Genomic DNA, 13,275 nt, shown 5'->3' on the forward strand with positions numbered 1-13,275 from the left:
TATTTATTTAGAACGACTCTAAATAGATTGAGCCAGACAACTTGATTTCAGTACAAAAATAGCGTTTTTTGTCCATTTTTAGCACTTTAGAAATAAAAAAACACAGAGCGACACAAATAGTACTTACAGCGTTACTTTTATAAAGACTATAGTGATAATTTTGTTCGACTTTCTGGAAAAGTATTAATATGAAAAATAATAACCTTTCAAAGCATCACTATTTTTATTCTGTTGGTCTAAGCTATAAAAAAGCGGATGCCGAGATGAGGGGTAAATTCAGCTTAGATACTTTAGCAAAAACACGTTTGCTAGAACAAGCAAAAACCGAAGGAATCGAGAGTTTAATTGTTACTTCGACTTGTAACCGAACCGAGATTTACGGATTTGCAGAACACCCTTTTCAATTGATAAAATTGATTTGTGAAAACAGTAATGGAAGTGTTGAAGAGTTTCAAAAAGTAGGTTTTGTCTATAAAAACCAAGAAGCAATAGGTCACATTTTTAGAGTAGGAACTGGATTAGACAGTCAGATTCTAGGTGATTTTGAAATTATATCTCAAATACGATCCAGTTTTACGCAATCAAAATCGATGGGATTAGCTAATAATTTCATGGAACGATTAGTAAATGCAGTGATTCAAGCGAGCAAAAAAATAAAAAACGATACCGAAATTAGCTCCGGAGCAACTTCGGTTTCTTTTGCGGCGGTTCAATATATCATCAAGAATGTTGAAGATATTGGTAACAAGAACATTTTATTATTTGGTACAGGAAAAATAGGTAGAAATACATGTGAAAACTTGGTTAAACACACTAAGAACGAGCACATCACACTTATCAATAGGACCAAAGACAAAGCAGAAAAACTAGCAGGAAAGCTAAATTTGATTGTTAAAGATTATTCGGAACTACACTTAGAATTACAAAAAGCGGATGTTGTTGTAGTTGCTACGGGTGCTCAAAACCCAACTGTAGATAAGGCAATTTTAAACTTAAAAAAGCCGCTATTGATTTTAGATTTATCAATTCCTAAAAATGTAAATGCTGATGTAGAGGAGTTGGAAGAAGTTACACTAATTCACATGGATTATTTGTCGCAATTGACAGATGAAACCTTGGAAAATAGAAAGAATCATATTCCTGCAGCCGAAGCAATCATTGAGGAAATCAAAGAAGAATTTAATGTTTGGACAAAAGGGCGAAAATTTGCACCTACGATTCACGCATTGAAAGAAAAACTGAATGCAATCAAGAACTCAGAACTGAATTTTCAAAGTAAAAAAATAGCCGATTTCAACGAGGAACAGGCCGAAATTATAAGCGCCAGAATCATCCAAAAAATAACGACTCACTTTGCCAATCATTTAAAAGATGATGACACCATGGTGGATGAAAGTATTGAATGGATTGAGAAAGTTTTTAAAATAGGAGCTACTACAAAATAATGGATAAAGTAATACGAATAGGAACTCGCGATAGCGAATTAGCACTTTGGCAAGCACACACAGTTGAGAAAAAGTTAAACGATTTAGGCTATAAAACTAAAATTGTTGCTGTAAAATCTACAGGTGATATCATTCTTGATAAACCACTTTATGAATTAGGAATCACCGGAATTTTCACAAAAACTCTAGATGTTGCCATGATAAATGGAGATGTTGATATTGCAGTGCATTCCATGAAAGATGTTCCTACAGCACTACCTAAAGGGATTGTACAAGCTGCGGTTCTAGAAAGAGCAAGCACTTTAGATATTTTAGTTCATAAAGGAAATCTTGATTTTCTTAATGAATCAGGAACTATCGCTACAGGTAGTTTGCGTCGTCAAGCACAATGGTTGAATAAATACCCCACACATAAAGTAGTTGACTTACGTGGAAATGTAAATTCACGCATGAAGAAACTCAATGAAAGCGACTGGAACGGAGCTGTTTTTGCAGCTGCGGGTCTAGAGCGAATCAACTTGAAACCAGAGAATTTCATCAATTTAGATTGGATGATTCCTGCTCCTGCACAAGGCGCGATGTTAGTAGTTGCTATGCAAGAAGATGCTTTTACACTCGATGCTTTATCACATTTAAATGATATTGAAACCGAAATTGTAACCTATATAGAACGCCAGTTTCTTAAAACTTTAGAAGGAGGCTGTACAGCACCAATTGGAGCTTTAGCTAGGTATAATGAAGAGGAAGATACCATTCATTTCCAAGGAGTTTTATTTTCGCTTGACGGAAAAGAAAAGATTGAAATCGACAAAATTGTTCCTATCGAAGAATGGAAAAAATTAGGGTTTTATTCGGCTCAAGAAATTCTTACTACTGGCGGAACAAAATTGATGACAGAAATAAAAAATAATTTGAAGAAATAATGAGCCAAACAAGCATTTTATCCACCAAAACATTGTCGGCAGAACAAAGACAAGTATTTATTGATGCTAATTTTGATCTATTGGAACAAGATTTTATCGAAATTAAAAACAACCTTTTTGAACTGAATACTATTAACAACAACTTGATTTTTAGCAGTCAAAATGCGGTGTTAAGTTTGATGGAGCAAAACGGTTGGGAAGCGCTAAAGTCTAAACCTGTTTTTTGTGTAGGGATTAAAACCAAAGAATTACTAGAAGCAAATGGTTTTACTGTGGATGTCTATTTGGACTACGCATCTGAATTAGCTGAAATCATCACTTTAATTTACAACCAAGAAAGCTATACTTTTTTCAGCGGAAACTTGCGTAAAGAGACTTTACCTGAAGCTTTAAAAAACGCTGGAATTACTTTTAATGAAATAGAAGTATACCAAACCACATTGGCACCTTTTAAAATATCAGATCAAGAAAATTTTGACGGAATTATGTTCTTCAGCCCATCTGCGGTTGAAAGTTATTTATCGAATAATAAAATCAAAAAAGAATTCTGCTTTTGCATAGGCAGTACAACAGCTGCTGCATTAGAAGAGAAGAAAATCAAAAACATAGTAATTCCTGAAGTACCTACTATCGAAGAGGTAATTTTCGAAGTAATTCAGCATTACGCACCAATGCCTGAAGAAGGTAATTAGAATAAACAAAACAAGATAAACCATCCGCTAAAAGCCACAAGCTACTAGCCAATAGCAATAAAATGATAAAAAACGACTTATTTTTAAGAGCATTAAAGGGAGAAACAGTTCAGCGTCCGCCAGTATGGATGATGCGTCAAGCGGGTAGATATTTACCTGAATTTATTGCTTTGCGTGATAAATATGATTTCTTTACTCGTTGTCAAACACCTGAATTGGCTGCCGAAATTACCGTGCAACCTATTCGTAGAATCGCTCCAGATGCTGCGATTCTGTTCTCGGATATCTTAGTGATTCCACAAGCAATGGGAATTGATGTAGAGATGAAACCTAATTTTGGTCCGTATTTACCAAATCCTATTCGTACGATTCAAGATGTTGAGAACGTAATTGTCCCTGATGTTCACGAAACTTTAGGGTACGTTTTTGATGCGATCAAATTGACTAAGGAAATGTTGAATGATGAGGTGCCTTTGATTGGTTTCGCAGGTTCGCCTTGGACAATTATGTGCTATGCTGTAGAAGGGCAAGGGTCTAAAAGCTTTGATAAAGCGAAAGGATTCTGTTTTCAATACCCAGAAGCAGCACATGTTTTATTACAAAAAATTACAGACACCACTATTTTATACCTAAAAGAGAAAGTAAAAGCGGGCGTAAATGCCGTTCAAATTTTTGACTCTTGGGGCGGAATGTTATCTCCTGTTGACTATCAAGAATTCTCTTGGAAATACATCAACCAAATCGTAGAAGCTTTGGCAGATGATGCACCAGTAATTGTTTTCGGAAAAGGATGTTGGTTCGCTCTTGGCGAAATGGGAAAAAGCCGTGCTTCTGCATTAGGAGTGGATTGGACTTGCTCGCCTAGAAATGCGAGATACCTTTCTGGTGGAAACATCACCTTACAAGGTAATTTTGATCCATCAAGATTGTTATCGCCAATTCCGGTGATCAAGAAAATGGTACACGAAATGATTGACGAATTTGGAAAAGATAAATACATCGTGAATTTAGGTCACGGGATTTTACCAAATATTCCTGTTGATCACGCTAAGGCATTTATTGATGCGGTGAAAGAATACAATCAATAATATATTATTCCTGCAAGGTCTTTTTTGACCTTGTAGGTATGTTTTGAAAAATTATTTTTAGTCGTAATAATCAAAATGTTTGAGAGAAACTTGGAACATTGTTTATGAAATGATTTCCAAAAAACTGCTACACTTACAAGGTTAAAAAAACCTTGCAGGAGTCCCAAAAACCTTCATAATATGAAATTAGAAGTTTTACAAAAAGACGGTTTTTATCATATTTATAATAGAGGAATAAATGGTTGTTTGATTTTTGAAAACGATGAAAATAAAAGGTTTTTTTTAAATCAGTTTTCAAAGTATTTGGGAGGAAAGGTAAAGTTGTTGGCGTATTGTTTAATGGATAACCATTTTCATTTTGTTATTCAGATAAGTGATGTGGAAAAAGAAGTGACACAAGGTTTTTCTAATTTTTTTAATTCTTACGCTAAGTCGTTTAATAAAGAGCAAGATCGAACTGGGAGTTTATTTGAGAAACATTTCAAAAGGATAAGGTTAAATGATGAGAGTTATCTCAAACATTTAATTCTGTACGTTCATTTGAATCCGAAGCATCATTTGGATTTAGACTTTCAACAGTATAAATTTTCTTCTTATGAAGCATTTGTTTCCAATAAAGAAACGAAGGTAGAGAAAGAGGAGATTACAAAAATGTTTGGTGGTTTAGAAAATTTTATATTCAGCCACTATCAAAAAAACGATTTTTTGACTGAAAAACATACATTTGAGTAATATTGTGGCAATCCTTTAGGGTCTTTTTGATTAAGATTGTCAATACTAGTTGTACCTACAAGGTTCGAAAAAAACCTTGCAGGAAAGCAAAAACAAAAAATAAAGGTTAAAATGCTAAATAAAGGAGTAAGAGACGAAAAGAAAGTAAAGATTGACAATATGTTAAGCACTTTGCTTTCTTTGGTTTTTGTACCCAAATTTTGGAATATTGAAGACACGAGTTTAATTGATAATCAATTGACGGATTTCGATTTAACAACTGTTATTTTGGATCAAATTGAAGAGAAAGACTTGATTTTATTGTTGGATAAGTACGAAATGGATTGGACTCAAAAAGAACAATTTGCCGATTTTTTAATCGCCTATTCTATCAATAATCTATTTGATTTTTCTGCAAAAGCCATTGCTGTTTATAATCACATTCAAATGGATAGCAAGACTTTTTCATTTGAGATATTTAATAAAATAGCTACTGCAAAAGCAAATTTATAATGAAAAATAAATTCTTCACATACATACAAAACTTACAAGACATCATCGTCGCAGAATTAGAAGCAGTTGATGGTCAAGCCAAATTCAAAGAAGACTTATGGGAACGCCCAGAAGGCGGAGGAGGAAGAACTCGAGTAATTGAAAACGGTAAAGTTTTTGAAAAAGGAGGTGTCAATATCTCAGCTGTTCACGGGAAATTGCCTGAAGCCATGCAAAAAATGTTCAACGTTGGTGAAGCTGATTTTTTTGCCTGTGGATTGAGTTTGGTTCTACATCCCAAAAGTCCAATGGTGCCAACGGTTCATGCCAATTGGCGTTATTTTGAAATGTATGATGAGAACGGAAACGTGATTCAGCAATGGTTTGGTGGCGGACAAGATTTGACACCTTATTATTTGTTTGAAGAAGATGCAATTCATTTTCACCAAACCTGTAAAACCGCTTGTGACAAACACAATCCGGAGTTCTACCCAAAATATAAAAAACAATGCGACACGTATTTCTGGAATGCACATCGCAATGAAGCGAGAGGAATAGGCGGATTATTTTTCGATTATTGCAAAGCTACAGACGAAATGTCAATGGAAAACTGGTTCGATTTTGTTAGTGAAGTAGGGAATAGTTTCTTGCAAGCGTATGTTCCAATTGTAGAAAAAAGAAAAGAATTACCCTATACTCCAGCACAAAAAACGTGGCAAGAAATTCGTCGTGGTCGTTATGTCGAGTTCAATTTAGTGCACGACAAAGGCACTTTATTTGGCTTAAAAACCAACGGTAGAATAGAAAGTATCTTGATGAGTTTACCACCGCATGTGCAATGGGTGTATGATCATCATGCGGAAGCGGGAAGTGAAGAAGAGAAATTAGTAAACGTATTAGAAAATCCAGTAGATTGGCTTTAATTTATTTTAAATTCTGAATTTTAAATTTTAAATGGGTTTAACTTTAAACTTTTAAACCTGAAACTTTAAACTAAAAATATATGTTCCCATTACAAAGAGGCCGAAGATTAAGAACCAATGAATCTATTAGAAGTTTGGTTCGCGAGACAACATTAAGTCCGTCCGATTTTATGTTTCCCATGTTTATAGCTGAGGGAGATAACTATGAAGTTGAAATATCTTCCATGCCAGGAATCTTTCGTCGTTCGATCGATTTAACGGTAAAAGAAGTGCAAGAAATATATGCTTTAGGAATTCGCGCGGTTAACATTTATGTTAAGGTAAGCGAGAACTTAAAAGACAATACAGGAAAAGAAGCTTGGAACCCGAACGGATTGATGCAAGAAGCCATTCGTGCTATCAAAATGGCTTGTCCAGAGATGATTGTAATGCCTGATGTAGCCTTAGATCCTTATTCTATTTATGGACACGACGGAATTATTACAAACGGCGATGTAGAAAACGACTCAACCAATGAAGCCTTGGTAAAAATGGCCGTTTCTCATGCTGAGGCTGGAGCCGATTTTGTGGCGCCATCAGACATGATGGATGGACGCGTTTTGCGTTTACGTCAAGGTCTAGATGCAGCTGGTTTTCATAATGTGGGAATCATGAGCTATTCGGCTAAGTATGCTTCGGCGTTTTACGGACCGTTTCGTGATGCTTTAGACAGCGCACCACGCGAGTCTGATGTGGTAGTTCCAAAAGATAAGAAAACGTACCAAATGGATTATGCTAATCGCATCGAAGCAATCAAAGAAGCGCTTTGGGATGTCGAAGAAGGGGCTGATATGGTTATGGTAAAGCCAGGAATTGCTTATTTAGATATTGTTCGTGAAGTAAAAAATGCAGTAAATGTTCCCGTAACAGTGTACCATGTTTCTGGTGAATATGCCATGATTAAAGCCGCTTCCGAAAGAGGTTGGTTGGATCATGACCAAATCATGATGGAGCAATTAATGTGCATCAAAAGAGCAGGAGCAAGCTTAATATCAACCTATTTTGCCAAAGAAGCTGCGATACTTTTAAACAAGTAAAATAACACTTTTATTGATTTCACTTATTTTTTAATCCTGATTTTTTGTTTCTATTTTAAAAAAATAAATTATTTTTGAGAAAACTAAAAAAACTGAAATGAAAAAAGTAGCAATAATTGCAATCGCATTTTTAGCATTTGCTTGTAAAAAGCAAGAAGCAGAACCAACTGAGAAAAAGGTTGAATCAAAAGAAGCTGTATCTGAAGGAATGCCAGCTCAAGATCAAACACCAGAAGAATTAGGTGAAGTATTATTTAAAGGCAGAGGAACTTGTGCCTCATGTCATAAACTGGATACGAAATTAATTGGACCAAGTTTTCAAGAAATTGCCAAAATGTACAAAGAGAAAAATGGTAATATCGTTGATTTTCTTAAAGGAAAAAGTGAAGCAATCGTGGATCCTGCTCAATTTGCAGTAATGCAACCTAATCTTGTTCTAACCAAAACAATGACAGATGATGAATTAAAAGGACTAGAAGCATATATCTATTCTACTTTAAAATAAGAAGCTAATCCCGCTATACGCTATATCTCAAGTGGCGAACACCGCCACATGAGGATGCCGCTACTATCGGGGCTAAAAAGAAAACCATCTCAAAGACCGAGATGGTTTTCTTTTTTTTTAGAGCCATTATTTTATGCCTCCAAATGTGCCAAAACAGGCATTTTTATGTAAAATTTCGGTGCTTGAAAAACCTACTTTTTTCATTAAATCCAACTGGTATGTCATAGATCTAGGCGTATCTTCTTTTTCAATATAATCAAAAACTTTTTGTTGGTATTCTTCGCCGCCATTTTGGGTTAAATATTTGGCATACATTTTCCAGGTTAAATTATTTACAGCTTCGTTATCTTGAATCAACAAATCAGAAATTAAAAAACAACCACCAGTCGTTAAACTATCGTATAGTTTTTGGAACAGCATTTCCCAATCGGAATCCTCACGTAAATGATGTAAAACTGCTCCAGCCAATATGATGTCAAAATGATTTTTAGGTAAATCAATATCACGAATATCACCTTGAATAGTTTCAACTTTATTAGTGGTTAATCCTGAAACACGCTCGAATGCTTTGTCTAACATATTCCGACTCAAATCAACCAAAGTACAATGCAAGTTAGGTGTTTTAGATAGCATTTTCAACGTATAATTTCCTGCTCCACAACCTAAATCCAAGATAGTTTTGGCTTCTGGTTTTACTGCCCTTGCTGTACAAGTAATTAATTCCAATGTAATTTTGGCATCCATGGTTGCCACTTGACCTGTTTCTAAATTTGAGAAGCGTTCGACTTCATTATCAAAGCGTTCTCTGATTTCTATTACTGTTGATTTTTTCATAGCGTTTTTTTTACAAAACTATAATTTTCATATATGACTCAAAAATGCTTATTTTGTCATTTAATAATACTTAAAAAGTATTCATGGAATTACGTCACTTAAAATATTTCTTAAAACTAGCCGAAGAATTGAGCTTTGTTCGTGCTGCGGATAAACTTTTTATTTCTCAGCCTCCATTGAGTCGCCAGATTAAAGAATTAGAAACCGAAGTAGGAGCAACTCTTTTTGAACGCAACAATAAACGCGTTGTTCTTACTGATGCTGGAAAGTATTACCAAAAAGAAATACAGGAATTGGTCCAAAACTTAGATCGAATCAATGCAAATACCAAAAAAATCAGTGAGAATCAAAGTGGTGAATTCCGAATTGCGTATGTCAGTTCTACTTTTTCTGGTGACATATCTGCGTTAATTCAGTATTTGTCTAAGCAATATCCATATGTCAATTTCCGATTGTACGAAGTGCCTACAGTCAAACAGATTGCTGCTCTAGAGGAAGGGAAAATCGACTTTGGGATTATTCGTGCACCCTTGCATTCGTACAAAATAGAATCGCAGTTGTGGTTCAAGGACAGTTTCTCCTTAGTTTTTAACCGAAATAAATACAATATTACTCTTGAGGAAGAATTAGAGTATTTGAAGGATGAAACCTTCGTGTTTTTTAACAGAGAATATGCGCCTAACTTTCACGGCATTTTATTAGAAATATGTGCAAAGTATGGTTTTGAACCCAAGGTAGTTCACGAGTCTAATAATATCTCCTCTATAATCCAGTTAGTTAAAAATGGTTTGGGTATATCAATTGTGCCAACTTCTATTTTAAAAAGCTATGATTATCCAGAGCTAAGGTATGTTGAACTCAATAAAGTTAAACTGTATACTGATATTTTATTAGCAACTGCTAAGGGAAATCAATCTGAAATTGTACAATCAGCTAAGGGTTTTTTAATGCAAAAATGCATGAAGAATCAGGATAATGTTTGATTAATACTTAAAAAAAAAATGGAAACAGCTTACATTAAAACACCACTGGGTATCGCAACAATTATTGGAGATGAAAACGGAGTTTCAGTAATTTCAGTTGCTGACGAAGGTGCTGTTTCTACTGTAATTCCTGTAGTTTTACAAGAAGTTGTCTCGCAACTCAATGCCTATTTTGACGGAGAAAGAACCAGTTTTGATTTTAAACTCAACCCAAAAGGAACTGATTTCCAAAAGAAAGTATGGAACGCATTATTAGAAATCCCTTATGGGAAAACCAGAACCTATCTGGAACAGTCCAAGCTTTTGGGTGATGTCAAAGCCATTCGCGCAGTAGCCTCCGCCAATGGAAAAAATCCGCTTTGGGTTGTTGTTCCCTGTCATAGAGTCATCGGTTCTGATGGTTCTCTTACTGGTTATGCTGGTGGTTTGTGGCGTAAAAAATGGTTATTGGAACACGAAAACCCTTCTGCTCAGCAAAGTTTGTTTTGATAATTTGAGTCAATAAACACAAGTTGTATTTTATTTAATTAAATTCGTGAATTCGCGGCTAAACTTAAGATAAATGATAGAAAAAATCAACCTCAATAACATTTTGTTTCTGGATATTGAAACAGTCCCAGAAGCCGAAGATTATAACGCCTTAGATACCGAGTTGAAAGACCTTTGGGAGCATAAAACCCAATACCAACGCAAAGAGGAATATACTCCTGAGGAATTTTACGATCGAGCAGGTATTTGGGCCGAGTTTGGTAAAATTGTTTGTATTTCAGTTGGGTTTTTTGCGAATAAAGGAGATATTCGAAACTTTAGAGTGACTTCTTTTTTTGGAGAAGAAAAGAAAATTCTAAACGATTTCAATAATTTATTAAACAATCATTTCAATCAAGCACAGCATGTTTTATGTGGTCATAATGCCAAGGAGTTTGACATTCCGTTTCTAGCCCGTCGCATGATTATTAATCAAATTGCCATTCCTAATAAGCTAAATCTTTTTGGAAAAAAGCCATGGGAAATCCCGCATTTAGATACCTTAGAATTATGGAAATTTGGCGATTATAAGCATTTCACTTCTTTAAAATTATTGTGTAAAGTGCTGGGGATTCCTTCGCCCAAAGGCGATATTGACGGTAGTCAAGTGGGACATGTTTTTTATGTTGATAAAGATATTGATCGCATTGTGACCTATTGTGAAAAAGACACCATTGCCGTTGCTCAAATTTTCTTGCGCTTACGCCGAGAAGATTTATTGATTGAAGAGGAAATTATACATGTTTAAAATAGCACAACAATCCAGAGTCATTTAAACCATTTAGAATTTAAGAATCATTTAGTTTTTAAGCTTAATTTTCTAAATATCTTAATGTTTAAATTATTTATTAGAATTTTAGTTCTTAGTGCTCTTCGCGAAAACCCTTTGTGTACTTTGCGGTTAAATATTTACATTTACAAAAATTATAGATTATGGTATTGAGTAGATTTTGGTTGGTGATCTTTATTTCATCGATTGTTTTTATTGTGGTGAGTTTATTTTCTGGGAACAGTTACACTATTGATTTTGTGCTAAACGGTAAGAAAGACGATCCTATTTTAATATCTGAAAAATACATTGATCAATTGCCGGCTTTTATAAAAGACAGTATCGCCAGCGCTCCTAATAAAACGATGGTGATTAACAATATTGCTTCTAACCCTGATACTACATACGTTTATTCGGCTAAAACCGTAAAAATTTATAGTGGCGTTCAAAAATCAGATGGTTTATTACCCACTTGTAAAAGCACATTAATCGATTTGGTTCTTCCATTGATGGCTTATTTGGCTTTTTTCTGTGGCTTGATGGAGCTTCTAATTATTTCTGGAGCTTCGGGAAAACTAGCCATTGTTTTGAGTCCTGTTTTTGTAAAAGTGTTTCCAAGTATCCCAAAGAATCACCCTTCGATTTCCTATATGACTTTAAATTTTGCCGCAAATTTCTTAGGATTGGATTCGGCGGCTACTCCATTTGGTTTGAAGGCGATGGAAAGTTTACAGGAACTCAACCCTGAAAAAGACAATGCCAGTGATGCCCAAATTATGTTTATGTGTTTACACGCTTCGGGATTAACCTTAATTGCGACTTCAATTATAGGGTATAGAGCAGCTGCTAATGCAAGCAATCCTGCCGATGTGATGTTGCCTTGTATTATCACTTCTTTTATTGGTACAATTGCCGCTTTTTTAATTGTGGGAATCAAACAAAAAATCAATTTCAAAAGCGCTTCTTTAGTTGTGGCTTTGATTACCTTGATTGCTGCTATTATTGGTTTATTGATGTACATCAACCACTTAGATTTAATAGGTAAAAATTATTTTACGGCTAATCTTTCAAGTATGATTTTGATTGCTATTATTGCGTTTACTCTGATTTTTTCGTTTATCAAGGAGAAGAAATTTTCTGATGCCAATACTACTGTTTTTGATGCATTTGTAGTAGGAGCCAATAATGGAGTCAAAACAGGAGTAATTATTTTTCCTTATGTTTTAGGAATGTTAGTTGCTATTTCACTATTTAGAAACAGTGGTTTATTTGAAATAATAAGTAATTGGATTGCTTTTATTTTCTCTAATATGGGTGTTAATAAGCAAATTACGGATGCGTTGCCAGTGGCGATGTTAAGACCCTTTAGTTCTGCAGGGTCAAGAGGGTTTTTAATTGATTCTATGAATACTTTTGGTGCCGATTCTTTGACTGGAAGATTGAGTAGTATTTTTCAGTGTAGTGCCGAGAGTACTTTCTACGTGATTGCTGTTTACTTTGGATCTGTAAATATAAAGAACACCCGTTATGCCTTGCAAACCATGTTGCTAGTTGATTTTATATGTGTAATTACAGCTATTTTTGTGGCAACTTGGTTTTTTTAGAACTAAATAAAAATGAATCGGTTAGTAAGGAAACTACTTTTTTTGTGGGTTGGGAACCTGTGTATGTGGTTTTACTATAGTGGAAAAAAATCAATGGAAAACGTCGCTAAGGAGGATAATGAAACTTTAGGACTAATTGTAACAATGACTATAGGATTGTTAATTTATTTTTCTTTCTTTTGAAATATACAATTGAGACTGTTTTATAAACTATTAAAAACTTAAAAAATGTCAAAATACACTAAATACATAGCAATAGCTTTGGTAATTCTTTTTTTACTTACCAGTTTGATAAGTTAAAAAAATTATCTGTTTTAAATAAAAAAAGTCCCGATACTATCGGGACTTTTTTTATTTTTTTTCGTTTTCAGTATCTTCTTTTTTATCAGATGGCTGATCTTCTTTTGCGGCATTTTTAAATTCTTTAATTCCGCTTCCTAAACCTTTCATTAGTTCAGGAATTTTTTTACCTCCAAAAAGTAATAAAACCACTGCTAATATAACTAGGATTTCTGTAACACCAAATCTTCCCATGATTGAATAATTTATGCCGAAGCAATTTGTAATAAATCTAAGAGCAAAGGTAATTAGAATAAGTTAATATGAATTGATTTTATTTCAATTATTTAATTATGATAAAGTTAAAAATTTATTAAAATAAATCAGAATAAGGATTTAGGCGTTAGTAACCGGCCAAAGTGC

Annotated in this window: 15 protein-coding genes; 13 read left to right on the forward strand and 2 right to left on the reverse strand. The window is 34.4% G+C overall.

Annotation, left to right across the window (positions count from 1 at the left end; all coding sequences use genetic code 11):
- Window positions 1-188: 188 nt before the first annotated feature.
- The 9 genes from hemA to AB3G33_RS04120 all read left to right on the forward strand — a co-directional run bounded on the left by hemA (window position 189) and on the right by AB3G33_RS04120 (window position 7,855).
- A complete protein-coding gene (hemA, locus tag AB3G33_RS04080; protein ID WP_367772822.1) occupies window positions 189-1,445 on the forward strand; it encodes a glutamyl-tRNA reductase in 1,257 nt (418 codons plus the stop codon).
- Window positions 1,445-2,368 (forward strand): hydroxymethylbilane synthase, encoded by a 924-nt coding sequence (gene hemC / locus AB3G33_RS04085; protein WP_367772824.1) that lies wholly within the window; start codon window positions 1,445-1,447, stop codon window positions 2,366-2,368. Before hemA ends, hemC begins: the two co-directional genes overlap by 1 nt.
- Window positions 2,368-3,060 (forward strand): uroporphyrinogen-III synthase, encoded by a 693-nt coding sequence (locus AB3G33_RS04090; protein WP_367772826.1) that lies wholly within the window; start codon window positions 2,368-2,370, stop codon window positions 3,058-3,060. Before hemC ends, AB3G33_RS04090 begins: the two co-directional genes overlap by 1 nt.
- Window positions 3,061-3,122: 62 nt before the next feature.
- A complete protein-coding gene (gene hemE, locus AB3G33_RS04095) occupies window positions 3,123-4,148 on the forward strand; it encodes a uroporphyrinogen decarboxylase (protein WP_187018022.1) in 1,026 nt (341 codons plus the stop codon).
- Window positions 4,149-4,328: 180 nt separating this feature from the next.
- Window positions 4,329-4,880, forward strand: a complete 552-nt coding sequence (locus AB3G33_RS04100) for a transposase (RefSeq protein ID WP_367772828.1) — start codon at window positions 4,329-4,331, stop codon at window positions 4,878-4,880.
- 111 nt (window positions 4,881-4,991) lie between these two features.
- Window positions 4,992-5,372 (forward strand): hypothetical protein, encoded by a 381-nt coding sequence (locus tag AB3G33_RS04105; protein ID WP_367772830.1) that lies wholly within the window; start codon window positions 4,992-4,994, stop codon window positions 5,370-5,372.
- Window positions 5,372-6,274 carry an oxygen-dependent coproporphyrinogen oxidase gene (hemF, locus tag AB3G33_RS04110; protein ID WP_367772832.1) on the forward strand — a complete coding sequence of 301 codons (903 nt, stop codon included), beginning with the start codon at window positions 5,372-5,374 and terminating at the stop codon, window positions 6,272-6,274. Before AB3G33_RS04105 ends, hemF begins: the two co-directional genes overlap by 1 nt.
- Window positions 6,275-6,354: 80 nt before the next feature.
- Complete coding sequence (hemB, locus tag AB3G33_RS04115; protein ID WP_367772834.1) at window positions 6,355-7,350, forward strand: porphobilinogen synthase; 996 nt, start codon at window positions 6,355-6,357, stop codon at window positions 7,348-7,350.
- Window positions 7,351-7,447: 97 nt separating this feature from the next.
- Entirely contained in the window at window positions 7,448-7,855 is a 408-nt protein-coding gene (locus tag AB3G33_RS04120; RefSeq protein WP_367756296.1) for a c-type cytochrome, read from the forward strand.
- Between the two features lie 126 nt (window positions 7,856-7,981).
- Here the strand turns inward: AB3G33_RS04120 and AB3G33_RS04125 are convergent, their stop codons facing one another.
- Window positions 7,982-8,689: a trans-aconitate 2-methyltransferase gene (locus tag AB3G33_RS04125; protein WP_367772836.1), complete on the reverse strand. Its 708-nt coding sequence runs from the start codon at window positions 8,687-8,689 to the stop codon at window positions 7,982-7,984.
- Between the two features lie 83 nt (window positions 8,690-8,772).
- Here AB3G33_RS04125 and AB3G33_RS04130 point away from each other — a divergent pair, with 83 nt between their 5' ends.
- From AB3G33_RS04130 to AB3G33_RS04145, 4 genes are all read left to right on the forward strand, one after another.
- The gene (locus AB3G33_RS04130) at window positions 8,773-9,672 is read left to right on the forward strand and encodes a LysR family transcriptional regulator (RefSeq protein ID WP_367772838.1); all 900 of its coding nucleotides are present in this window, start codon (window positions 8,773-8,775) and stop codon (window positions 9,670-9,672) included.
- An 18-nt stretch (window positions 9,673-9,690) separates the two neighbouring features.
- Window positions 9,691-10,161, forward strand: coding sequence for a methylated-DNA--[protein]-cysteine S-methyltransferase (locus AB3G33_RS04135; protein WP_367772840.1), 471 nt, complete (start codon window positions 9,691-9,693; stop codon window positions 10,159-10,161).
- Between the two features lie 73 nt (window positions 10,162-10,234).
- Window positions 10,235-10,948, forward strand: a complete 714-nt coding sequence (locus tag AB3G33_RS04140; protein ID WP_367772842.1) for a 3'-5' exonuclease — start codon at window positions 10,235-10,237, stop codon at window positions 10,946-10,948.
- Window positions 10,949-11,133: 185 nt separating this feature from the next.
- On the forward strand, window positions 11,134-12,573 hold the full coding sequence (locus AB3G33_RS04145) for a nucleoside recognition domain-containing protein (protein ID WP_367772844.1): 1,440 nt from the start codon (window positions 11,134-11,136) through the stop codon (window positions 12,571-12,573).
- Between the two features lie 351 nt (window positions 12,574-12,924).
- On the opposite strand, the gene tatA is transcribed toward AB3G33_RS04145, so the two are convergent.
- Window positions 12,925-13,107 carry a twin-arginine translocase TatA/TatE family subunit gene (gene tatA, locus AB3G33_RS04150; protein ID WP_367756304.1) on the reverse strand — a complete coding sequence of 61 codons (183 nt, stop codon included), beginning with the start codon at window positions 13,105-13,107 and terminating at the stop codon, window positions 12,925-12,927.
- Between the last annotated feature and the right edge of the window lie 168 nt (window positions 13,108-13,275).

The organism is Flavobacterium sp. WC2421 (genome assembly GCF_040822115.1).
Classification (GTDB): domain Bacteria; phylum Bacteroidota; class Bacteroidia; order Flavobacteriales; family Flavobacteriaceae; genus Flavobacterium.

Coding starts and splice junctions, on each gene's coding strand:
- hemE (WP_187018022.1), top strand. CDS start 3,123: ATGATAAAAAACGACTTATTTTTAAGAGCATTAAAGGGAGAAACAGTT.
- AB3G33_RS04100 (WP_367772828.1), top strand. CDS start 4,329: ATGAAATTAGAAGTTTTACAAAAAGACGGTTTTTATCATATTTATAAT.
- hemF (WP_367772832.1), top strand. CDS start 5,372: ATGAAAAATAAATTCTTCACATACATACAAAACTTACAAGACATCATC.
- tatA (WP_367756304.1), bottom strand. CDS start 13,107: ATGGGAAGATTTGGTGTTACAGAAATCCTAGTTATATTAGCAGTGGTT.
- AB3G33_RS04090 (WP_367772826.1), top strand. CDS start 2,368: ATGAGCCAAACAAGCATTTTATCCACCAAAACATTGTCGGCAGAACAA.
- AB3G33_RS04120 (WP_367756296.1), top strand. CDS start 7,448: ATGAAAAAAGTAGCAATAATTGCAATCGCATTTTTAGCATTTGCTTGT.
- AB3G33_RS04135 (WP_367772840.1), top strand. CDS start 9,691: ATGGAAACAGCTTACATTAAAACACCACTGGGTATCGCAACAATTATT.
- hemB (WP_367772834.1), top strand. CDS start 6,355: ATGTTCCCATTACAAAGAGGCCGAAGATTAAGAACCAATGAATCTATT.
- hemC (WP_367772824.1), top strand. CDS start 1,445: ATGGATAAAGTAATACGAATAGGAACTCGCGATAGCGAATTAGCACTT.
- AB3G33_RS04130 (WP_367772838.1), top strand. CDS start 8,773: ATGGAATTACGTCACTTAAAATATTTCTTAAAACTAGCCGAAGAATTG.
- AB3G33_RS04105 (WP_367772830.1), top strand. CDS start 4,992: ATGCTAAATAAAGGAGTAAGAGACGAAAAGAAAGTAAAGATTGACAAT.
- hemA (WP_367772822.1), top strand. CDS start 189: ATGAAAAATAATAACCTTTCAAAGCATCACTATTTTTATTCTGTTGGT.
- AB3G33_RS04140 (WP_367772842.1), top strand. CDS start 10,235: ATGATAGAAAAAATCAACCTCAATAACATTTTGTTTCTGGATATTGAA.
- AB3G33_RS04145 (WP_367772844.1), top strand. CDS start 11,134: ATGGTATTGAGTAGATTTTGGTTGGTGATCTTTATTTCATCGATTGTT.
- AB3G33_RS04125 (WP_367772836.1), bottom strand. CDS start 8,689: ATGAAAAAATCAACAGTAATAGAAATCAGAGAACGCTTTGATAATGAA.